Here is a 22,908-nt window from a genome sequence, read left to right as displayed (position 1 = left end):
AGAAGCCCATGACCAACGAAGAAATCCTCGCCCAATACGGCCCCCGCGAATCCATGGAATACGACGTGGTGGTCGTTGGCGGCGGCCCTGGCGGCCTTGCCACTGCGATCCGCCTGAAGCAACTGGCGGCCGAAAAAGGTCAGGACGTCTCGGTGGTGGTGCTCGAAAAAGGCTCTGAACCCGGTGCGCACATCCTGTCGGGTGCCATCATGGACCCCAAGGCCCTCACCGAGCTGATCCCCGACTGGAAAAAGCGCGGCGCGCCCCTGAACCAGCCCGTCACCGACGACGCTTACATTTTCCTGAGCGAAAAGTCGGGCTTTCGCGTGCCCAACATGTTCCTGCCGCCGTTTGCCCACAACCACGGCAACTACATCATCAGCCTGGGCAACCTGACCAAATGGCTGGGCGAACAGGCCGAAGCCCTGGGCGTGGAGATCTTCCCCGGCTTCACTGCGGCTGAAGTGCTCTACAACGACAACGGCTCCGTCAAGGGCGTGGCCACCGGCAACATGGGCGTTGGCAAGGATGGCGAGCCCACCGAGAACTTCCAACTCGGCATGGAACTGCTGGGCAAGTACACCGTTTTTGCCGAAGGCGCACGCGGCCACCTGGGCAAGCAGCTGATTGCCAAGTTCCACCTCGACAAGGACCGCGACCCGCAGAGCTTCGGTATTGGCGTGAAGGAACTGTGGGAGATCGACCCCAAGAAGCACCAGCCCGGCTTTGTGATGCACACCGCCGGCTGGCCCATGGAGAACGACACCTACGGCGGCGCCTTCCTGTACCACCTGGAGGGCAACAAGGTGGCACTGGGCTTCGTCACGGGGCTGGGTTATGCCAACCCCTACCTGAGCCCGTTCGAGGAGTTCCAGCGCTGGAAGACGCACCCCAACGTCCGCTACTACTTCGAAAACGAGAAGGGCGAGATCACGGCCAAGCGCTTGTCCTACGGCGCACGTGCCATCAACGCCAGCGGCATCAACGCCCTGCCCAAGACCGTGTTCCCAGGCGGCGCCCTGGTGGGCTGCAATGCGGGCTACCTGAACGTCGGTCGCATCAAGGGCAGCCACGCCGCCATCAAGACCGGCATGCTGGCCGCCGAAGCCGCCTACGACGCCGTGGTGGCAGGCCGCCAGCACGACGAGCTGACCGCCTACCCCGAAGCCTTCGAAAAGAGCTGGCTGCACACCGAGCTGAACAAGGACCGCAACTTCAAGAACTGGTTCAAGTACGGCCTGACGACGGCCACGCTGATGAACGGTTTCGAGCAGTTCGTGCTGCGCGGCCACATCCCCTGGACGCTGCACCGCGACAAGCCCGACCACGCGTACCTGAAGCCCGCTGCCGAGTGCAAGCCCATCGTCTACCCCAAGCCCGATGGCAAGCTGACCTTCGACCGCCTCTCCAGCGTGTTCATCAGCAACACGAACCACGAAGAGAACCAGCCCGCCCACCTCACGCTCAAGGACCCGAGCGTGCCGGTCAACATCAACCTGGCCAAGTACGCGGGCCCCGAGGCGCGCTATTGCCCGGCTGGCGTGTACGAGTTTGTGCCCGACACGACCAAGGGCGGTGATGCCCAGCGCCTGCAGATCAATGCGCAGAACTGCGTGCACTGCAAGACCTGCGACATCAAGGACCCCACGCAGAACATCGTGTGGGTCACGCCGGAAGGCGGCGGTGGCCCGAACTACGCGGGCATGTAAGCACCGTCAAAATTCATAGCACCTTGCGCTTGAAGGGCCTGCACTGCAGGCCCTTTTTTATGGAGATCAGCCCGATCTACAGCGCAACGCCCGTCACGCGGCGGCGCGCATGAGCTGAAACTGTCCCATCGCACCCGCCAGCCGGTTGGCCTGGTCCTTGAGGCTCTGGGCTGCTGCGGCGCCCTGCTCCACCAACGCGGCGTTTTGCTGCGTCATGTGGTCGAGCTGGTCCACTGCCTGGCTCACCTGGCCGATCTGTGTGCTCTGCTCGCTGCTGGCCTCGTTGATCTCGGCCATCAGCGTGGTCACACGCTCCACGCTCTGCACGATGTCGCCCATCGTGGAGCCTGCGGTGACCACCAGTCGGGCGCCGTCACTCACCTTGTCCACGCTGGTGGAGATCAGCGCCTTGATCTCGCGCGCCGCGTTGGCACTGCGCCCTGCGAGGCCGCGCACCTCGCTGGCCACCACGGCAAAGCCGCGCCCCTGCTCGCCCGCACGGGCCGCCTCCACGGCGGCGTTCAGTGCCAGGATGTTCGTCTGGAACGCAATGCCGTCGATGATGCCCACGATGTCGGCGATCTTCTTGCTGCTGGCGTTGATCTCCTCCATGGTCTTGACCACCTGGTGGACCACTTCGCCCCCCTTGCTGGCCACCTCGGTGGCATTGAGCGCCAGGGCATTGGCCTGACGCGTGCTGTCGGCATTGGCCGCCACCATCTGCGCCAGCTGGGCAATGCTGGCCGCGGTCTGCTGCAGGTTGCTGGCCGCATGTTCTGTGCGCATGCTCAAGTCCGTGTTGCCCGCCGCCACTTCGGAGCTGGCGACATGGATGGATTCGCCCGAGTCGCGCACCTCGGTCACCACGTAGTGCAGCGACTCGACCATCTTGTCCAGCGCGGTGAGCAACTGGCCGATCTCGTCGGTGCGCTGGGTTTGCATGCGCACCGTGAGGTCGCCACGCGCCACCACAGCGGCCGCCTCGGACGCCTGGCGCAGCGGCAGCACGATGGAGCGTCGCAGCAACCAGCCAAACAGCGCCGACAGCGCCACCACCACCAGCACCGCCACGGCACTGATCCATTGCGCACGGGATGCATCGGCAATCATGCTGTCGCCCGCCTTCAGGGATGACTGCTCGGAAGCTGCGAGCAACTGGTCGATGGACCGCAGGTATTGGGTCAACGCGGCTGCGTGTTCCTGCAGCTCTTTCTGGCTGATGATCTTGGCTTCCAGGGCGTTTTGCACCAGCGCGTCCCGCAGCACTGCATATTTCTGGCGTTCGGCCTGGGCCTGCGCCCACAGGGGCCTGGCGCTCTCGCTGGAAGACACCTGCGCCAATGCCTCGTCGATGCGCTTGCGCATTGCGTCTTCGGCGGCGATCTGGTTGCGCATTTCGGCCACCAGGGGGAACACGTCGGACGAGAGCGTGGCGCGCAACGCAATCTGGCCGATATAGACCGACTGGGTTTTCCAGTCGCGCACGGTGCGTTCGATGGGCAGTTGCTCCGTGGTCAACAATGTGGCCTGGCGGCTCGTGTCCTGGCCTGTCAGCCAGGTGGTGGCCCCCAGCAGCGCCACCGCAAAGCCCAGGATGCCAAAGCTGGCCGCCAGCTTTTGCCCCACGCTCAGCGTGCGGCTGCGCCGCGCAGGTGATGCGCCCTGGGTGGCCTTATCTGACGCGGCGCGGCTCCACTCCGCCTCTGCAGGTACGGCACGGAAAGCAGCGCCACCAGGCGCCCCGGAAGTGGCTGGCAAATAGTTCATGAGCGTTCTCCTGGTTCGTTTCCCACACCGTGCGGGGGCCTGAAGCGGCAGGCGCTGTGCCCATTGCGACCCCGCAGGTTCGATGCGCACAGCACATGCCCCACAGGGGGCAGTTGCCTATCGCGTCATGACGTGACGCATTCACCAAAGCCGCCACCGCCTGGGGTTGCGATCTCAAACACATCGCCGGGCTCCATCAGCGCCGCACCGATGTGGCCCAGTTCCTCCACCTGGCCGTTGACGCGCAGAACGCGGTTGGCGCCAGGCCTGCCGGGCTGGCCGCCAGCCATGCCAAACGCAGGGTTCAAGCGCCCGTTGGACAGGATGCTGGCCGTCATCGCCTCCAGAAAACGCACGCGCCGCACGCCACCATCGCCGCCCGCCCAGCGGCCCGCGCCGCCAGACCCGCGCTGGATCTCATAGCTGTCGAGGACCACCGGGAAGCGGAACTCCAGCACCTCGGGGTCGGTCAGGCGCGAGTTGGTCATGTGGGTCTGGACCACGCTGGTGCCGTCAAAGCCACGCACGACCTGGCCCGAGGCGTCCAGCACCGCGCCAGCACCGCTGCCGCCAGCAATGGTTTCGTAGTACTGGTACTGCGCATTGCCAAAGGTGAAGTTGTTCATGGTGGGCTGGCTGCCCGCCATCACGCCCAATGCGCCAAACAGCGCGTTCGTGATGCAGGTGGAGGTCTCCACATTGCCCGCCACCACCGAGGCCGGCGGATTGGGGTTGAGCATGGAGCCTTGCGGAATGATCACCTGCAGGGGCTTGAGGCACCCGGCATTGAGCGGAATGTCATCATCCACCAGCGTGCGGAACACATACAGCACCGCCGCCATGCACACAGCACGCGGGGCGTTGAAGTTGTTCATCTGCTGCGGGCTGGTGCCTGCAAAGTCGATGACCGCACTGCGCTCGGCCACATTGACCTTGACCGACACGCTGATCTGCGCGCCGTTGTCGAGCGGCAGGGTGAAACTGCCGTCCTTGAGCTGCGTGATCACACGGCGCACGGATTCTTCGGCGTTGTCCTGCACATGGCGCATGTAGGCCTGCACGACATCCAGGCCAAACTGGTCCACCATCTTCGACAGCTCTTGCACGCCCTTCTCGTTCGCCGCGATCTGTGCGCGCAGGTCGGCCAGGTTTTGCTGCGGGTTGCGGCTGGGGTATGGCGTGGTGCCGCCGCCCGTGGCTAGCAGGGTGCGCACCTCCTCTTCCAGAAAGATGCCCCGGTCCACCAGCTTCACATTGTTGATCTGCACACCTTCTTCATCAATGCGCGTGGAGAACGGTGGCATGGACCCCGGAGTGGTGCCGCCAATGTCCGCATGGTGGCCCCGGCTTCCCACATAAAACGTGGGCTCGTTTCCCTCGGCCACATACACCGGCGTGATCACTGTCACATCGGGCAAGTGGGTGCCACCGTGGTACGGGTCGTTGAGCATGTACACATCGCCCGGGTGCATCTTGCCCGCGTTCTCGCGGATCACAGTCTTGATGCTCTCGCCCATGCTGCCCAGGTGCACGGGCATGTGGGGCGCGTTGGCAATCAGGTTGCCGGCTGCATCGAACAGCGCACAGCTGAAGTCCAGGCGCTCCTTGATGTTGACCGAATACGCCGTGTTCTGCAGCTGCAGCCCCATCTGCTCGGCAATGTTCATGAACAGGTTGTTGAACACCTCCAGCAGCACCGGGTCCACCGTGGTGCCCGCGGCGTACTGCACCTTGCGGGCCGTCACGCGGTCCAGCACCAGGTGGTCCAGGTCGGTCAGGCGCGCAGACCAGCCGGGCTCCACCACGGTGGTGGTGTTCTTCTCAGCAATGATGGCCGGGCCGGGGATCACGTCGCCGGGGTGCAGGTCCTCGCGCACTACCAAGGCAGCGTCGTGCCATGCGCCGCCCGAGTACATCTTCACCATCTCGCGCTGCGGGTGCTTACGGTGCGGGTGCACGGGCAGGCGCGGCTCGGCGGGAGCGTCGCCTGCAATCATGGCTTCGACCGACACAGCCTCCACCACCAGGCCCTTGCCCGCCATGAGGAACGCAAAACGCTGGCGGTAAGCGGCCTCAAAGGCCGTCTGGATGCTGGCCATGTCGCCAAAAGGCACCACCAGGGCCGAGTCGGTGCCCTCGTAGCGCACATGCACGTTGTGGCGTACCTGCGCCGGGTTCGCACTGACCTGTTGGCGCTCCAGCTCGGCCTGCGCGGCAGAACCCAGCGTATCCAGGCGCTCAGCGATCAGTGGCAGGGATTCAGCCGCCAGCGGCATCTCCACCGCCTGCTCGCGGATCACGGTCTGGTCGGCCAGGCCCATGCCATAGGCGCTGAGCACCCCAGCCAACGGGTGTACAAATACGCGCGACATGCCCAGCGCATCCGCCACCAGGCAGGCATGCTGCCCACCGGCGCCACCAAAACACTGCAGGGTGTAGCGCGTCACGTCGTAGCCGCGTGCCACGCTGATCTTCTTGATGGCGTTCGCCATCTGCTGCACGGCAATCTGGATGAAGCCTTCGGCCACTTCTTCGGGCCTGCGCTGGGTCTGGGCAGCAATTTCTTCAAATCGCGCGCGCACCGCATCGGCGTCCAGCGTTTCGTTGGCTGCGGGGCCGAACACACTGGGGAAGTAACGGGGCTGCACCTTGCCGACCATCACATTGGCATCGGTCACAGCCAGCGGGCCGCCGCGGCGGTAGCTCACCGGGCCTGGATTGGCGCCTGCGCTCTCAGGGCCGACGCGAAAACGGGCACCGTCGTAGGCCAGCACCGAGCCACCGCCAGCCGCCACCGTGTGGATGCTCATCATGGGGGCGCGCATGCGCACACCGGCCACGTGGGTCTCAAACTCGCGCTCGAACGCACCGGCGTAGTGGCTCACATCGGTGGACGTTCCGCCCATGTCAAAACCAATGACCTTCTCGTGCCCGGCCAGGCCCGCCGTGCGCGCCATGCCCACAATGCCGCCTGCGGGGCCGGAGAGGATCGCGTCCTTGCCCTGGAAGGTGCCTGCATCGGTAAGACCACCGGAGGACTGCATGAAGAACAGCTTGACGCCCGGCATCTCGCTGGCCACCTGCTCCACGTAGCGGCGCAGGATGGGAGACAGGTAGGCATCCACCACCGTGGTGTCGCCCCGGCTCACGAACTTCATCATGGGGCTGGTTTCGTGCGAGGCGCTGATCTGCGTGAAGCCCACCTCCTTGGCAATACGCTTTGCTGCCTGCTCGTGCTGCGTGTAGCGGTAGCCGTGCATGAACACAATGGCCACGCTGCGCAGCCCGCGCCCGTACGCCGCCAGCAGGTCACCCCGCAGGGTGGCTTCGTCAAGGTTCTGCAACACGTCGCCATGGGCACCCATGCGTTCGCGGGCCTCGATCACTTCGGTGTAAAGCAGCTCGGGCAGCTGGATGTGGCGGTCAAACAGGCGTGGGCGGTTCTGGTAGGCAATGCGCAGCGCATCGCGAAAGCCGCGTGTGGTGACGAGCAGCGTGGGCTCGCCCTTGCGCTCCAGCAATGCGTTGGTGGCCACCGTAGTGCCCATCTTCACGCATTCCACCAGCGCGGGGGTGACGGGCTCGCCGGGCTTCAAACCCAGCAGGTGGCGAATGCCCGCCACGGCGGCATCTTTGTATTGCTCGGGGTTTTCGGACAGCAGCTTGTGCGTGGTGAGCGAGCCGTCGGGCCGCTTGGCCACAATGTCGGTGAAAGTGCCGCCCCGGTCGATCCAGAACTGCCAGCGTGGGGTGTGCGATTGGGGTGTCATGGTGGTCATGTGTAGTGGCTCCGAGATAAAAAATGGAAAGAGGTGGTGGCTTTGTGGCTAGGCGATGGCAAGGTTGGCGGGGGCCAGCCTTTGCATGACCTGCCACACGGCAGGAATGGGGGGTGCGGTGGCCAGAACCCGCTCCACGGGGCACCAGGGGCCCGCCAGCGCGGCAGCCCAGGCCATCACGGGCAAGATGTCGGCGGGTGGCAGCGTCTGCATGGTGTCGATCACGATGCGCAGCTCTTGCGCCAGGCGGTTGCCGGGAGCAAATCGCCAGTGGTACTGGCCGCCTGCCACACACACGGCGCGGTTGTCCTTGGCCGTCATGGCAGACAGCCACAGGCAGTGAAAGTCTGTGCAGGCCGGTGCCGGGGGATCGGTCAGGCAAAAGGTGTAGGCGTTTTCATAAGCACGGCCAAAGTTGCGCACCAGGGTCTCGGCAATGGCCTCGCGGCCCAGGGTGCATGCCGGGGCCTGCCCGTCGCCCTGGCGCATTTCCATCTGCAGCAGCGCGCCACCGGCAAAGGCTTGCGCGATGAGGTGCGGGCGATTGAGGTCCTTGGCGCGCAGGTACATCTCGATGGTGTCCGAGGGCGTGTGCATGTTGCTTCTCCTGAAAGGCGTGCAGGAAAGGTCAGCGCTGCGTGTAGTACGGGATGAAGATCTGGTTGGCCTCACTGCCCACCGAGCGCACCCATTCGCGGGAGAACCGCTCGCCCAAGCGTTTGAGCTCGGCATCAAAATCCGCCGGCGCACGATCCACCTTGATGCCCTTGCGTTGCAGCTCGGCCACCGACTCTTCGGCCACTGCAGCGCTCATGGCCCAGCCGCGCGTCTCTGCCTCGGCGGCAGCCTTGGTGACCGCCTGGCGTGTGGGTGCAGGCAGTGCGTCAAAAGCCTGCTGATTCACAAAAACGATGTTCTTGGGAAACCAGGCGTTGATACCGTAGTACTGCTTGATCTGTCCCCAGACCTGGTTCTCGACCCCGGTGAGGGCCGAGGTGATCATGGAATCGAGCTTGCCGGCCGACAGGGCCTGATTGACTTCCACCATGGGCACATCCACGGGCGTGGCGCCCAGCAGTTCGGCAATGCGCACAGTGCCGGGGTTGTAGGTGCGCATGCGCGTGCCCTTGAAGTCGGCGGACGAGCGCACGGGGTTGATCGAGAACAGCCCCTGCGGCGGCCAGGGCACGGCGTACAACGCTTTGAGCCCCTTGCTGGCCATGTGCGACTCGATCAACGGCCGCTGTACATCCCACATGCGCCGCGCGTCCGCATAACTGCGCACCACGAACGGCACAGCATCCGCCCCGGCGATGGGGATGTCCCGCACCAGGTTGGTCATGATGGTCTCTCCCGCCTGGGCCTTGCCCTCCTGCACGGCCTGGGGGATCTCGTTCAGCTTGAACAAGGCGTTGTTGGCATGGACCTCGATGCGCAGCGCACCTGCCGAGGCACGCTCTACATCCTGCGCAAACTGCATGAGGTTGCGGGTATGAAACGACTCCGCGCGGTAGCCAGTAGCCAGCTTCCACTGGGTCTGGGCGTGCAGCACCGGGGCCACGGCGAGCGCGGCCAACAACACCAAAGTTTTCATGGAGAACTCCTGCGCGGACGTTTCAGGCGTGGGGGCTGGGGGTCAGCCTTGCATCTGGCGTGGTAGCCAGAGCACGACATCGGGCACGAAGTACGTCATCACGACGGCCACGATCATCAGAGCGAACAGAGGCAGCGCCGTGCGTGCAATCCAGGTCACTTCGCGCCGCGTCATGCCCTGCAACACGAAGAGGTTGAAGCCCACAGGCGGCGTGATCTGCGCCATCTCGACCACCAGCACGATGAAGATGCCGAACCACACCAGGTCAAAGCCTGCGGCCTCCACCGTGGGCAGCAACACAGCGATGGTCAGCACCACCATGGAGATGCCGTCCAGGAAGCAGCCCAGCACAATGAAGAACACGATGAGCAGCAGCATCAGCGCAAAGGGCGACAGGTGCAGCGCGCCGATGAACTCGGCCAGGTGCCGCGGCAGGCCAATGAAGCCCATGGCCAGCGTAAGGAACGCGGCACCCGCCAGGATGAGGCCGATCATGCAGTACACGCGGCATGCGGCGACCAGCCCTTCCTTGAAGCGCTCCCAATTCAACGACCCCTCGATCTTGGCCAGGATCAACGACCCGGCCACACCCAGCGCCGCAGCTTCGGTGGCGGTGGCGATACCGCTGTATATGGCGCCCAGCACCACGATGATGAGCGACACCACAGGGATCAGGTGGCGGGAGGCATACAGCTTTTGCACAAAGCTGAGGCGCGCGTCAGGCGCAGGCACCTTGTCTTTGTTGAACAGAGCCCACACGACGATGTAGCCCATGAACAGCGCAGCCAGCATCAGCCCCGGAATCACCCCTGCCAGGAACAGCTTGGAGATCGAAACGTTGGCCGCCACGCCATAGACGATCATGATGATCGACGGCGGAATCAACAGACCCAGGGTGCCCGCACCAGCCAGCGTGCCCACGGAGATATCTTCGGGATAGCCGCGCTGCTTGAGTTCAGGCAACGTGATCTTGCCGATGGTGGCGCAGGTAGCAGCCGATGAGCCCGAGATCGCGGCAAAGATGGTGCAGCCCACCACATTCACATGCAAAAGGCGGCCTGGTAGGCGCTCCAGCCAGGGCGCCAGGCCCTTGAACATGCTGCTCGACAGCTTGCTGCGGAAAAGGATCTCGCCCATCCACAAAAACAGCGGCAGAGCCGTCAGCGTCCAGCTGGAGGTAGACCCCCAGATGGTCAGCATCATGCTGTCGCCCACCGGGCGGTTGGTAAAAAACTCCATGCCAACCAAGGCCACTGCCAGCAGTGACAGGCCGATCCACAGGCCCGATCCGAGCACTGCGAACAGCACCACGATCAGACCCAAAGCAATGATGACGTCCATGATGAGTTCTCCTGGATCGGGTTATTCGGAACGGGCTGCTTCGGACACAGCCATGAACGCCACACCCTGGAAGCGCAGCACCAGCGCATGGGCAAACGCCAGCGCAAAACCAATACAGCCCATGGCCATGCTGATCTGAGGAATCCACAGCGGCGACGCGTCGGCTGCCGGCGAGATGTCGTGGGTGACGTAGGAGATCCATACCGATCGCACGGCATAGCAGGCGATGTACACGGACAACACCAGCGCACTGACCAGGCAGAACCACTCGAAGGCACTGCGCCAGCGGGAGGGCAGCCTGTCCAGGATGAGCGTCACACGGATGTGATCGCCGTTTTGCAGCGTGCTGGGCAGCGCAAAGAACAAGGCGGCGGCAATGGCGTAGCCCGCGTATGCGTCGAGTCCGTCAATATTGAGATGGATGACTTCGCGGGCAAAAACGCCCAGCGTGACTGCGCCGAACGCGGCCAGCATCGACAGGCCGGACAGCAGCATCAGCAGCCTGTAGAAATTTCGGACGAGTTTGTCCATGGCGTACTCCTGTAACGCTTGAAAAAGAGGGGGATCGGTAACGAGATTGCGGGGGTAGCGCGCGGTGCGCTACCCGGCCCCGTGGGGGCCCTCAGACACGTTCAGACGTGACTACTTCTTGCGGTAGGCGTCGATGATGGCCTGCCCCTCTGCCCCGGCCGACTTCACCCAGTCGGCGGTCATGGATTCGCCGATGCTCGCCAGCTCCTTCTTGATGCTGTCGCTCGGCTCGGCTACTGTCATGCCTTTGGCAGACAGTTCCTTGATGAATTCCTTATCCACACGCTCGCTGGTGGCCCAGCCGCGTTCTTCGGCGGCAGCTGCGGCTTTGAGCACGGCATCCTGCAGGGGCTTGTCGAGGGCGTCAAAGGCCTTCTGGTTCACCACCGTGGCATTGCGCGGCAGCCATGCGCTGACGGGGTAGAAGTACTTGACCTGCTCATACAGCTTGGACTCCACTCCGCTGGCGCTCGATGTCAGAAAGTTCTGCACCGTGTTGGTCGCCAGGGCCTGGCCCAGCTCCGACAGCTGGATCGTCACGGGCTGCGCCTTGAGCAGCTGGGCAATGCGCGTGGTGGCAGGGTTGTAGGCGCGCATCTTGGTGCCCGCAAAGTCTGCGGGCGTGCTCACCGGCTTGAGCGAATACAGCGACTGGCCGGGCCATGGCACCGAGAACAGTACCTTCACGCCCTGGGCGGCGAGCAGCTTCTCTTGCGCGGGCTTGGCGGCCAGGTACAGGCGCTTGGACTCTGCATAGGTGGTCGCCAGGAAGGGGATGGAGTCCACGCCAAACAGCGGGTTCTCGTTGGTGGCGCCCGACAGGATGAACTCTGCCGAAGGCACCTGCCCGGTCTGCACCGCGCGCTTGATCTCGTTGGCTTTGTACAGCGAACCACCGGGGTGCAAGGTGATCTTGAGCTTGCCGCCAGTGAGCTTGTCCACTTCATCGGCGAACTGCTGCACGTTTTGCGTCTGGAAGCTGTTAGCACCGTAGCCGGTGGGCAGGTCCCACTTGACCTGGGCCTGGGCCGCACACACGCTGAGGACAGCCGTCATACACAGTGCAAATTTTTTCATGGGGAGACTCCTGGGGGTAAGCCGCTTAGAAGCTGGCGAGTTGGTGGTTAAGAAGATCGGTGACCAGCATGCAACCCGGGGCGTGGGTGATGCAGAAGGCCGGCTGGGCATTGAGGATGGCCGATTGCGGTGTCACGCCACAGGCCCAGAAAACAGGGATCTCACCGGGCATCAGCGCCACGGCATCCCCGTAGTCGGGATGGGCCAGATCGGCGATGCCGATGAGTGCCGGGTCACCGATATGCACAGGCGCGCCATGCACATTGGGAAACCGCGAGGTGACCTGCACAGCCCGAATCACATCTGCTGCAGGCATGGGACGCATCGTCACCACCATGGGGCCACCGAAGGGGCCAGCGGGCTCGGTTTGCACATTGGTGCGGAACATCGCCACGTTCTTGCCTTCCTCGACATGGCGCAGGCGGATGCCTGCCTCGATCAATGCGGATTCGAATGAGAACGAGCAGCCAAGGATGAAAGTGACCAGGTCTGGCCGCCAGAGGCTGGCGATGTCCGCCACCTCTTCCGACATTTCACCGTGACGCCAGATGCGATATAGCGGCACATCGCTGCGGATGTCGATATCTTTGCCCAATGAAGGCAAGGTGAACTGTCCGGGCTCGCTGACCGCCAGCACAGGGCAAGGCTTGGGGTTGCGTTGACAGAACCGGAGGAAGTCACTGGCAAGCACCTCGGGGAGGATGACCACGTTGCCCTGGACATGGCCATCCGCGAGACCACTGGTATGCGATGTCCACAGGCCCTTGCGGATGGTGTCACGGACATGGATCGGGTTGCTGGCACCTTCGGAACCAAACACCGCGAGCGAATTTTCTTGAACGAAGTCCACCGTTTTTCCTTGCATTGAGAAATGTCAATTGCATGACGTTGGGCAGATTGTGTTGGGGGGTGAACGACCCTGGCAAATTCAAAAAATTTCTATCACGTCATCGATTTTTTCCATGCACTCCATTGGGGAGAGGCGAACCATCTTGGTGCCAAGGGAAAACCCTGAGAGAAAATTTACGGGTAAACCCTGGCGCCAACGAATCCCTGGATTGCAGGAAAAAATGGCATGCGCTGCGCACACCCGACAGGGTGCACCGAAGCTTTTTGACGAAAGGCTCAGCCCTTGCGAGGGCGGCGGGCTGGCGCGGGCTGTTGCTGCTCAATGAAGTCCAGCGCCGACCGCACCACGGCCTCCATGGCGGGTGACGAGGGGTCTTCGCGGTAGCTCACATGGATGGGCAGCGGCCGCAGTGCGGTGTCGCAAGCCAGTGCACGCAGGTCTGGAAACGCCAGCAGGCGCTGCACTGCCAGGCGCGGCAAAGTGGCCACACCAAAGCCGCCCTGCACCAGCTGCACCATCGCAGAAATCGACGAGATGGTGTGCACGCAACGCGGCTCTACCTGGGCCTGGCGCAGCGTATCGAGAAGGGACACGTGCGGCTGCGAGCCACGCTGAAACGTCAGGATGTCAGCGCCTGCAAAGTCTTCCAGCGCATAGCGGCGCTTGCGGTGCGTTTTGCTGTTGCCCACAAACACCATCTCCATGGGCGTCACCGCCTGGCTGCGGATGCCATCCGCGGCCGCCGGCAGGGCTGCGAAAACGGCATCCAGCGTGCCGCGGCGGATCTGGTCGAGCAACACGGGGGTGGTCTCGACCGTCAGCTCTAGCTCCAGCAACGGGTTGTCCTTGCGCAGCTGTTCCACCCACGGAATGAGCCACGAGTGCAGTACCGATTCGATGGCGCCCAGACGAATCGATACTTCCAAAGGGCCGCCTGATCCCATCTCGGTCTTGAGCTGGCGCTGTAGCTCCAGCATGCGCTTGGCGTACACCAGGAACCGGGCACCGGCCACCGTGAGCTTGAAGTGCTTGTCACGCCGGTCCAGCAACAGCACGCCCAGCTCCTCTTCGAGTGCGGAGATGCGGCTGGACATCGCGGACTGGGTCAGGAAAAGCTTCTCGGCGGCGCGTGTCACGCTCTTGAGAGAGGCCACCCAGTAAAAGGCTTCGACAAAACGCAGGTTCATGGTGTTTTTCGGAAGGGCTGGGTGTGCCTGTGTACCAACGGCTTTGCGCACTGCCCAGACGGGCGCACTGTGATGGTGCACGGTGTCGGAATCCACATGCCTTTTTCCGGCAAACACCGCGCTGTAAAAGCCATTGTGCCGTCGCATTTCAAGGACACAACGCAGAACTGCTCGCAGTTGGGGCGCTTGCTAAAAGTGCGTTGCCAGTTTTCTGCAAGGAACCTGTGGCGTCTTGCCACGCCACACCACCGGCCTACCCGGTGAACAAGGGCAGGTCAGCCTTCTTCAACGTCCGCAGCACAAAGCTGGAGCGGCTGTGCCGTATGCCTTTGATCTTGTAGAGCTTCTCGCGCAGCAGGCGCTCGTAATCGCGGGTGTCCTTGACGACGATGCGCAGCAGGTAGTCGTAGTCACCGGAGACCAGGTGCGCCTCGATCACTTCGGGAATGCTGGCCAGTGTCTCGCCAAACTTTTCGAGCGTGTTGTCGGAGTGGCTGTCGAGCGTGACCTGCACCAGCACCGTGTCGGCCAGGTCCAGCGACTGGGGGTTGATGCGCACCGTGTAGCCCTGGATGACACCGGCCTCTTCCATCTTTTTGATGCGCCCCCAGCAGGGCGACGGGCTCAAGCCCACGGCCTGCCCTATCTCTTGCAGGCTGGCGCGAGCGTTGGCCTGCAAGACAGCGAGAATTTTTCTATCCAGTCGATCCATCGACCTTATTATTCAGTAAACCGACGAAATACAGAAATTTATTCTGCATATCCAGCAGAATGCACCAAATTCAGCAAATTCATCTGCAACACCCGGCGCATACTTCTTCCATCAAGGCGCTCTTACCGGAGCGCACAAATTGACAAGGCCCCGGCTGGTTACCGCCAGCACGGGGCCCTTGGCATTCCAGATGCCTCCCCAGATTGAATAGCCGCTTGCATCCGTCGGCGGCATGCGTCCTGTGTACGAACCTCGGCGCCCCATTCCAAAGAGGTGTCGCCAATGCAACTGCAAACGCGGGGTTGACCAGTTGATAAGCACGCTTACCAGCACAAACCCGGATGCCTGCGGCCATGCTGCACCGCCATAATTTGACTGAGGCCAGGGGTGGCTCTGCAAGGAGCCCAAGTGCCCCGTTCCCCTGCCACAACATCAACAGGAGACACCATGCAATTGACCAAACTCGTCGTTGGACTGAGCCTTGCGCTCGGCTTTGTGGCCACCGCTGCTGCGCAGACCACTATGCGCATCAGCATCTCGACGGCCCAGAACTCCCACCAGGGTGTAGCCATCGACACGTTTGCCAAAGAGGTCGAAAAACGCACAGGGGGCCGTTACAAGGTACAGACCTTCTACAACGGTGCACTGGGTGGCGAGCGAGAGTCGATTGAAGCGGTGCAGCTGGGGACACAAGAGCTGGCGTTCAGTTCTACAGGCCCAGTGCCCAACTTTGTGCCTGAGACCAAGATCCTGGATGTGCCCTTCCTGTTCCGCGACAAGGCGCATGCCCGCGCCGTGCTGGATGGCCCCATCGGTCAAGACCTGCTGTCCAAGTTCGATGCCAAGGGCTTCAAGGCGCTGGCCTGGGCAGAGAACGGCTTCCGCCACATGACCAACAGCAAGCGCGACGTGAAGGAGCCCGGTGATCTGAAGGGCCTGAAGATGCGCACGATGGAAAACCCAGTGCACATCGCAGCCTATAAGGGCTTCGGCATCATCACCACGCCCATGGCCTTCCCTGAAGTGTTCACGGCGCTGCAACAAGGCACGGTGGACGGTCAGGAGAACCCGCTGTCCGTCATCATCTCGGCCAAGTTCGATCAGGTGCAAAAGCACCTGACGCTCACCGGCCACGTGTACTCGCCCTGCATCTTCGTGATGAACAAGGCAGCTTTCGACAAGCTCTCGGCGGCCGACAAGCAGGCCTTCATCGATGCCGCTAAAGAAGGCACCAAGGCCAACCGTGCACGCGTGGACGAAGACGACGCCAAGGGCGTGGCCGACCTCCGCGCCAAGGGCATGACCGTGATCGACAACGTGGACAAGGCCAAGTTTGTGGCGGCACTGGCCCCCGTCAACGCCGAGTTTGAAAAGCAGTTCGGCAAGGCTGCCATCGACAAGATCCGCGACGTCAAATAATCCTGTTCATTGCTATTACCTTTGTAGCTGATAACGCCCGTAGCCATTGCGCTATCGGGCGTTTTTATTCTTGAACGATCGATGGTTCTGATCACCTCCCACCTACCCATGGTTGGCACCGCCCCATGAAAAACGCTTTTCTTACCTTTGAGCGATGGACCACCTTCATCGCCATGCTGGGCGCTTGCGCCATGCTGACCCTGGCTTCGGCCCTGGGCATGTTCCAGATCGTGACCCGCTTTGTGCTGGAGCAGCCTGCTGAATGGACCGAAGTGCTCATCCGCTTCAGCCTGATCTGGATGGTGTTCCTGGCCATTCCGGCCGCGTTTCGCCAGGGCGCGATGGTGAGTGTGGACGTGCTGTACCGCTGGAGTCCGCCGCGCATCAAACGGATGCTGGACTGGGTGGTCGCACTGGCAGCCCTGGTCCTCATCGGCATCATCATCTGGTACGGCTGGGACTATGCACGCCGGGGCGGCGTGCAAAGCATGGCCGGGCTGGAATCCGTGTCCATGTTCTGGGCTTACCTCGCCATGCCTGTGGGTGGCCTTTTTTGTGTGGTCGGCATCATCGGCAACCTCATTGATCCCCTGCGTATGGAACTGGAGACTGCTCAATGAGTTTGGTCATGATTTCAACGATGGTGCTGTGCTTTGCACTCACCGTCTCAGTGGCTGTGTCCATCGGTTTGGCTTCCATCCTGGGCATCCAGGCCTCCAATGCGAACATGCTCATCTCCGTCAAGGAGATGTTCGGAGCCATCAACAAGTTTCCTTTGGCAGCCATCCCCTTCTTCATCCTCGCGGGCAACCTGATGGAAACTGGCGGCATCTCGCGCCGTCTGGTGGAGTTTGCCAAGAGCATCGTCGGCGGCGTGCAGGGCGGCCTGCCCATGACCTGTGTGCTGACCTGCATGATCTTTGCGGCCGTGTCGGGCTCGTCGGTCGCCACCACGTTTGCGATTGGCGCCATCCTGATTCCTGCGCTCATCAAGCACGGCTACCCCACGAGTTACGCCGCTGCTCTACAGGCCACCAGTGCCGAGCTGGGCGTGATCATCCCGCCTTCCATCCCGATGATCCTGTACGGCGTGAGTGCCGAGGTGTCGATTGGTGAGCTGTTCATCGCGGGCTTCGGCCCCGGGCTGCTGATCAGCGGTGCTCTGATGCTGTTTGTCTGGCTGTACTGCAAGTACAAGGGCTGGGGCAAAAACGACGGCGATGGGCGCATGCCCTTTGGCAAAGCTACGCTGCAGGCGGGCTGGGCATTGCTGATGCCCGTGATCATCCTCGGCGGCATTTATGGCGGTGTGTTCACCCCCACCGAGGCATCTGCCGTCGCCGTGTTCTACGCACTGGTTGTCGGCATCGTCATCTACCGCGAGATCAAGCTCAAGGACCTGTTCGCCATCCTGCGCAAGTCGGCCATCTCATCGGCAGTGATCATGTTCATCATTGCCAACGCGGGGTTGTTTGCGTTCCTCATCACGCGGGCTGGCGTGCCAGACGCGATTGGCCGCTGGCTAGAGGCGGTGCTGCAGTCCCCCGCCCTCTTCCTGCTGGGCGTGAACGCTGCGCTGTTCGTGATTGGCATGTTTATCGAGACCAGCGCGGCAATCATTGTGCTGGCCCCCATCTTGGCGCCCGTGGCCATGCACTTCGGTATTGATCCTGTGCACTTCGGTCTCATCATGGTGGTGAACCTGGCACTTGGAATGATCACGCCGCCTTTTGGAGTGAACCTGTTCGCAGCCTGCACGGTGGCCAGAATCTCGCTGGACCGGATCATCAAGCACCTGCTTCCCTTTGTCGGAGTGATTCTGGTGTGCCTGATGATCATCACCTATGTGCCATCGATCTCGCTGGCACTTCGGGATCTGGTCTACGCAAAGTAGTTAGAATCGTCGGGTCAGGAGAGAGTGCTCCGTCTTGTCCTCAGGACGCGCAGCACCGCCGAAGGCGCAGGCACCCGCCGAACGCTCAGGCAAAAGGACTGACAACCGCCCGCAGCGATGCGGGCGTTCCCTTGCTGGAGAGAGATGGCCCACCGCACCGCGTGTTGAGGCCATCCACCGAAGGAGCAAACCGCACGGCCAGCCAGGGCGCTGCGGTGAATCTCTCAGGTAAAGCGGACAGCAGGGCAAATCCCGTAGCCACCTTGTGGCTGCGGCCCTCATTTGCCCCGGAGTTCCGCCATGTCAGCCACCGCCCCCCTGCTCACCACGCCCCTGAACGCCCTGCACATCGAGCTGGGCGCCCGCATGGTGCCGTTCGCCGGCTACTCCATGCCCGTGCAGTACCCCGCAGGCCTGATGGCCGAGCATGTGCACACCCGCACCGCAGCCGGCCTGTTTGACGTGTCGCACATGGGCCAGCTCAAGCTTGTCGGCGCCGACGCTGCTGCGGCGTTTGAAACCCTGGTGCCCGTGGACGTGATCGACCTACCAGTGGGCAAACAGCGCTACGGCCTGCTGCTCACCGATGAGGGGACCATCATCGACGACCTGATGTTCTTCAACCAGGGCGTGGTGGATGGCGAACCCACCCTGTTTGTCATCGTCAACGGCGCCTGCAAGGTCGGCGACATTGCCCATATCCAAACCCGCATTGGCCAGCGCTGCAAGGTGGTGCCCATGCCCGACCACGCCCTGCTGGCGCTGCAGGGCCCACAGGCCGCCGTCGCCCTCACCCGCCTCGCGCCCGGCGTGGAGAAGCTGGTGTTCATGACCGGTGGAGCATTCAACATTGCTGGTTGCGACTGCTTTGTGACCCGCAGCGGCTACACCGGCGAGGACGGTTTTGAAATCTCCGTGCCCGCAGCGCAGGCCGAAACACTCGCCCGCGCCTTGCTGGCCCAGCCTGAGGTCAAGCCCATCGGCCTGGGCGCTCGCAACTCGCTGCGCCTGGAGGCTGGCTTGTGCCTGTATGGCAATGACATCGACACCAGCACCACGCCATCCGAGGCCGCACTGAACTGGGCGATCCAGAAGGTCCGCCGCACCGGCGGCGCGCGTGCGGGCGGCTTCCCGGGCGCCGACAAGGTGCTGGCGCAAATCGACAACCCTGCCAGCCTTTCCGCCAAGCGCGTGGGCCTGGTGGCGCTGGAGCGTGTGCCAGTGCGCGAACACACCGAACTGCAAAGCACGGACGGCCAAAAGATTGGCGAGGTCACCAGCGGCCTGCTGGGGCCCACCGTGAACGAACCCGTGGCGATGGGGTACGTCACGCCCGCCTTTGCAGCCATCGGCACCCGCGTCAACGCCATCGTGCGCGGCAAGGTGGTGCCCATGGAAGTGCGCGCCATGCCGTTTGTTGCCGCCAACTACTACCGCGGCTGATTTCGCCAGGCGCATCGACCGGACTGCGCCCGCACCCGCTTACATTGCAGATTCCTTTACTTTTTTCCTTTGCTTGAGGAGCTTCCCATGACGATCAAATTCTCCAAAGACCACGAGTGGATCAACGCCGCTGATGCCAACGCCTCGGTGGTGGGTATCACCGTCCACGCGCAAGATGCGCTGGGCGACGTGGTGTTTGTGGACCTGCCCGAAGTGGGCAAGAGCTTTGCCCAGGGCGAAGTGGCCGGCGTCGTCGAATCCGTGAAGGCCGCCGCCGATGTGTACATGCCCGTCACCGGCGAAGTGGTGGAAGTGAACGAAGCCCTGCGCGCCGACCCGTCGCTGGCCAACAGCGACCCGCTGGGCGCTGGCTGGTTCTTCAAGGTCAAGCTGGCCGACGTGAGCCAGCTCGACGCTTTGCTGGACGAAGCCACATACACCGAGTTCGCCAAGAACGCCTGATCCCTGCCGACTGACAGGGCATGGCGCCGGGCCATGCCCGGCACGCCGCCCTGCTGGGTGCGAGCCCTCTCCCCGGCAACGCCCCCAACCCGCTGCGACCTACGAGACTGCCCCATGCTGATGCAATCCGCCACCCCCCTTGGCGCGCTTGAAAACGCCACCGAATTCCTGCCCCGCCACATCGGCATAGACGCGGCCGACGAAGCGCACATGCTGTCGGTGATCGGCGAGGCCTCGCGCCGGGCACTCATCGAATCCATCGTGCCGCGCTCCATTGCACGCAGCCGGGGCATGGACCTGCCTGCGCCGCTCACCGAAGCGGCCGCATTGGCAGAACTCAAGGCCATCGCGGGCAAGAACCAGCTGCTCAAGAGCTTCATCGGCCAGGGCTACTACGGCACGCACACGCCCGGCGTCATCCTGCGCAACATTCTGGAGAACCCCGCCTGGTACACCGCCTACACGCCCTACCAGGCCGAAATCTCCCAAGGCCGCATGGAGGCCCTGGTCAACTTCCAGACCATGGTGTGCGACCTGACGGGCATGCCGATTGCCAACGCATCCATGCTGGACGAAGCCACCGCCGCCGCCGAAGCCATGACGCTGGCGAAGCGCTCGGTCAAGAGCAAGAGCAACGTGTTTGTGGTTGCAGGCGACGCGCACCCGCAAACCATCGAAGTCATCCAGACCCGCGCCAAGCCCCTGGGCCTGGAAGTGCGCCTGGCCAATTCGGCCGAGGAATGGAACACCCTGCTGGACGGCGATTACTTTGCCGTGCTGGCCCAGTACCCCGCCACCAGCGGCCGCATTGACGACCTGCGCGCTGACGTGGAAAAAACGCATGCCAAGCAGGCCGCCTTCATCGTGGCGGCCGACCTGCTGGCGCTGACGCTCATCACCCCGCCCGGTGAACAAGGTGCCGACATCGTGGTGGGCACCACCCAGCGTTTTGGCATGCCCATGGGCGCCGGTGGCCCCCACGCCGCCTACATGGCCTGCCGCGACGAATACAAGCGCAGCCTTCCCGGCCGCCTGGTGGGTGTGAGCGTGGACGTGCATGGCAAACCTGCCTACCGGCTGGCGTTGCAAACCCGCGAACAGCACATCCGCCGCGAAAAGGCCACATCCAACATCTGTACGGCCCAGGTGCTGCCCGCCGTGATCGCCAGCATGTATGCCGTGTACCACGGCCCCGAAGGACTCAAGCGCATCGCACAGCGTGTGGCCAGCTACACCGCCATCCTCACGCAAGGGCTGCAGCAGCTGGGTGCGCCTGTGCGTGCACAGGCCACGTTCGACACCGTGAGCCTGCACACCCAGGGCGCTACACAATCCATAGCAACCAAGGCAATCAGCCTGGGCGCCAACCTGCGGATTTACTTTGAAGAGTACCTGTGCATCTCGCTGGACGAGACCACCACGCGCGCCGACATCGAGCTGCTTTGGAAGATCTTCGCCAAGGACGGCCAGGCGCTGCCCACCTTCGATGCGTTTGAAAAGGGCGTGGAGCCGCTGATCCCCACCGAGCTGCGCCGCACCAGCAGCTACCTCGCACACCCCGTCTTCAACACCCACCATTCCGAAACCGGCATGCTGCGCTACATCCGCCAGCTGTCCGACAAGGACCTGGCACTGGACCGCAGCATGATCCCGCTGGGCTCGTGCACCATGAAGCTCAACGCCACCAGCGAGATGATCCCCATCACCTGGCCCGAGTTTGCCAACGTGCACCCCTTCGCCCCCGCTGACCAGCAACAGGGCTACAAGCAGCTGGACGAGCAACTGCGCGCCTGGCTGTGCCAGGCCACGGGCTATGCAGGCATCAGCCTGCAACCCAACGCAGGCTCGCAAGGCGAATACGCCGGCCTGCTGGCCATCAAGGGCTACCACGAATCGCGTGGCGAAGGCCACCGCAATATCTGCCTGATCCCCAGCAGTGCCCACGGTACCAACCCCGCCAGTGCCCAGATGGTGGGCATGCAAGTGGTGGTGACCGCCTGCGATGCCAACGGCAACGTGGACCTGGTGGACCTGAAAGCCAAGTGCGAACAGCACAGCGCCAACCTGGCCGCTGTGATGATCACCTACCCCAGCACGCACGGCGTGTTCGAGACCAGCGTCAAAGAGCTGTGCGCCCTGGTGCACAGCCACGGCGGCCGCGTGTACGTGGACGGTGCCAACATGAACGCCCTGGTGGGCGTTGCGGCCCCCGGCGAGTTCGGCGGTGACGTGAGCCACCTGAACCTGCACAAGACCTTCTGCATTCCCCACGGCGGTGGCGGCCCCGGCGTGGGCCCCGTGTGCGTGGTGCAGGACCTGGTGCCCTTCCTGCCGGGCCATGCCACGGCGGGCGTGCCTGGTGGCGTGGGTGCCGTCAGTGCCGCGCCGCTGGGCAACGCAGCCGTGCTGCCCATCAGCTGGATGTACATCCGCATGATGGGCGCCGAAGGCCTGCAGGCCGCTACCGAGACCGCCATCCTGAGCGCCAACTACATCAGCGCGCGCCTCAAGGATCACTACCCCACGCTGTACGCGAGCGAGAACGGCCATGTGGCACACGAGTGCATCCTGGACCTGCGCAGCCTGAAGGACACCAGCGGCGTGATGGCCGAAGACGTGGCCAAGCGCCTGATTGACTACGGCTTCCACGCGCCCACGCTGAGCTTCCCGGTGCCCAACACGCTGATGGTGGAACCTACCGAGAGCGAGACCCTGTCAGAGCTGGACCGCTTCATCGACGCGATGATCGCCATCCGCGAAGAGATCCGCGAGATCGAAGCAGGCAAGCTGCCGCAGGACAACAACCCGCTCAAGAACGCCCCGCACACCGCAGAAAGCCTGCTGAGCGGCGATTGGAACCGCCCCTACACCCGCGAGGCAGCTGCCTACCCCGTGGCTGCGCTGCGCAGCAACAAATACTGGTCGCCAGTGGGCCGCGTGGACAACGTGTGGGGTGACCGCAACCTGAGCTGCAGCTGCATCCCGGTGAGCGACTACGCCTGACCCTGCAGCGAAGGCCACGGCTGCATCGTCTGCCGCCACAGCCATTGCTCTTGCAAGCCCTGGAGCCCGCTCGCCCAGGGCTTTTTTCGTTGGGGGCCCGTACAGGCAGGTGCAGGAACACGCATAAGATCGCGGGCTGC

The 22,908-nt window shown here is 63.2% G+C and carries 17 protein-coding genes and 2 riboswitches; of the genes, 7 read left to right on the top strand and 10 right to left on the bottom strand.

Annotation, left to right across the window (positions count from 1 at the left end; translation table 11 throughout):
- Positions 1-8: 8 nt before the first annotated feature.
- Positions 9-1,709: an electron transfer flavoprotein-ubiquinone oxidoreductase gene (locus tag CLU87_RS07930; protein ID WP_099730083.1), complete on the top strand. Its 1,701-nt coding sequence runs from the start codon at positions 9-11 to the stop codon at positions 1,707-1,709.
- Positions 1,710-1,802: 93 nt separating this feature from the next.
- Here the strand turns inward: CLU87_RS07930 and CLU87_RS07925 are convergent, their stop codons facing one another.
- The 10 genes from CLU87_RS07925 to CLU87_RS07880 all read right to left on the bottom strand — a co-directional run bounded on the left by CLU87_RS07925 (position 1,803) and on the right by CLU87_RS07880 (position 14,547).
- Positions 1,803-3,476 (bottom strand): methyl-accepting chemotaxis protein, encoded by a 1,674-nt coding sequence (locus tag CLU87_RS07925; RefSeq protein WP_099730082.1) that lies wholly within the window; start codon positions 3,474-3,476, stop codon positions 1,803-1,805.
- Between the two features lie 125 nt (positions 3,477-3,601).
- Positions 3,602-7,255 carry a hydantoinase B/oxoprolinase family protein gene (locus CLU87_RS07920; RefSeq protein ID WP_199170808.1) on the bottom strand — a complete coding sequence of 1,218 codons (3,654 nt, stop codon included), beginning with the start codon at positions 7,253-7,255 and terminating at the stop codon, positions 3,602-3,604.
- A 48-nt stretch (positions 7,256-7,303) separates the two neighbouring features.
- On the bottom strand, positions 7,304-7,852 hold the full coding sequence (locus CLU87_RS07915; protein ID WP_099730081.1) for a hypothetical protein: 549 nt from the start codon (positions 7,850-7,852) through the stop codon (positions 7,304-7,306).
- Positions 7,853-7,883: 31 nt separating this feature from the next.
- Positions 7,884-8,849 (bottom strand): TRAP transporter substrate-binding protein, encoded by a 966-nt coding sequence (locus CLU87_RS07910; protein ID WP_099730080.1) that lies wholly within the window; start codon positions 8,847-8,849, stop codon positions 7,884-7,886.
- Between the two features lie 42 nt (positions 8,850-8,891).
- Entirely contained in the window at positions 8,892-10,190 is a 1,299-nt protein-coding gene (locus CLU87_RS07905; RefSeq protein WP_199170807.1) for a TRAP transporter large permease, read from the bottom strand.
- 21 nt (positions 10,191-10,211) lie between these two features.
- Positions 10,212-10,721: a TRAP transporter small permease gene (locus CLU87_RS07900; protein ID WP_056746149.1), complete on the bottom strand. Its 510-nt coding sequence runs from the start codon at positions 10,719-10,721 to the stop codon at positions 10,212-10,214.
- Positions 10,722-10,832: 111 nt separating this feature from the next.
- Complete coding sequence (locus CLU87_RS07895) at positions 10,833-11,798, bottom strand: TRAP transporter substrate-binding protein (RefSeq protein WP_099730078.1); 966 nt, start codon at positions 11,796-11,798, stop codon at positions 10,833-10,835.
- Positions 11,799-11,823: 25 nt separating this feature from the next.
- On the bottom strand, positions 11,824-12,618 hold the full coding sequence (locus tag CLU87_RS07890; protein ID WP_056746675.1) for a putative hydro-lyase: 795 nt from the start codon (positions 12,616-12,618) through the stop codon (positions 11,824-11,826).
- Between the two features lie 305 nt (positions 12,619-12,923).
- Positions 12,924-13,835, bottom strand: a complete 912-nt coding sequence (locus tag CLU87_RS07885; RefSeq protein ID WP_056067702.1) for a LysR family transcriptional regulator — start codon at positions 13,833-13,835, stop codon at positions 12,924-12,926.
- A gap of 253 nt (positions 13,836-14,088) precedes the next feature.
- Positions 14,089-14,547 carry an Lrp/AsnC family transcriptional regulator gene (locus tag CLU87_RS07880; protein ID WP_056067700.1) on the bottom strand — a complete coding sequence of 153 codons (459 nt, stop codon included), beginning with the start codon at positions 14,545-14,547 and terminating at the stop codon, positions 14,089-14,091.
- Positions 14,548-14,994: 447 nt separating this feature from the next.
- Between CLU87_RS07880 and CLU87_RS07875 the strand changes: the two genes are divergently transcribed.
- From CLU87_RS07875 to gcvP, 6 genes are all read left to right on the top strand, one after another.
- The gene (locus CLU87_RS07875; RefSeq protein WP_056067699.1) at positions 14,995-15,966 is read left to right on the top strand and encodes a TRAP transporter substrate-binding protein; all 972 of its coding nucleotides are present in this window, start codon (positions 14,995-14,997) and stop codon (positions 15,964-15,966) included.
- Positions 15,967-16,091: 125 nt separating this feature from the next.
- Positions 16,092-16,586 carry a TRAP transporter small permease gene (locus CLU87_RS07870; RefSeq protein ID WP_099730077.1) on the top strand — a complete coding sequence of 165 codons (495 nt, stop codon included), beginning with the start codon at positions 16,092-16,094 and terminating at the stop codon, positions 16,584-16,586.
- A complete protein-coding gene (locus CLU87_RS07865) occupies positions 16,583-17,860 on the top strand; it encodes a TRAP transporter large permease (RefSeq protein WP_056067693.1) in 1,278 nt (425 codons plus the stop codon). The genes CLU87_RS07870 and CLU87_RS07865 overlap by 4 nt, the downstream gene beginning before the upstream one ends.
- A 5-nt stretch (positions 17,861-17,865) precedes the next feature.
- A riboswitch (glycine riboswitch) is annotated at positions 17,866-17,971 on the top strand.
- A gap of 13 nt (positions 17,972-17,984) precedes the next feature.
- Positions 17,985-18,111, top strand: a riboswitch (glycine riboswitch).
- Positions 18,112-18,160: 49 nt separating this feature from the next.
- Positions 18,161-19,303, top strand: a complete 1,143-nt coding sequence (gcvT, locus tag CLU87_RS07860) for a glycine cleavage system aminomethyltransferase GcvT (RefSeq protein ID WP_099730076.1) — start codon at positions 18,161-18,163, stop codon at positions 19,301-19,303.
- An 87-nt stretch (positions 19,304-19,390) separates the two neighbouring features.
- Positions 19,391-19,765, top strand: coding sequence for a glycine cleavage system protein GcvH (gene gcvH / locus CLU87_RS07855; protein WP_099730075.1), 375 nt, complete (start codon positions 19,391-19,393; stop codon positions 19,763-19,765).
- A 114-nt stretch (positions 19,766-19,879) separates the two neighbouring features.
- Positions 19,880-22,768 carry an aminomethyl-transferring glycine dehydrogenase gene (gene gcvP / locus CLU87_RS07850; protein WP_099730074.1) on the top strand — a complete coding sequence of 963 codons (2,889 nt, stop codon included), beginning with the start codon at positions 19,880-19,882 and terminating at the stop codon, positions 22,766-22,768.
- Positions 22,769-22,908 lie beyond the last annotated feature (140 nt).

It is taken from the genome of Acidovorax sp. 59 (assembly GCF_002754175.1).
In the GTDB taxonomy this organism is placed as follows: domain Bacteria; phylum Pseudomonadota; class Gammaproteobacteria; order Burkholderiales; family Burkholderiaceae_C; genus Acidovorax; species Acidovorax delafieldii.
This window is presented reverse-complemented; position numbering and strand designations above follow the sequence as displayed.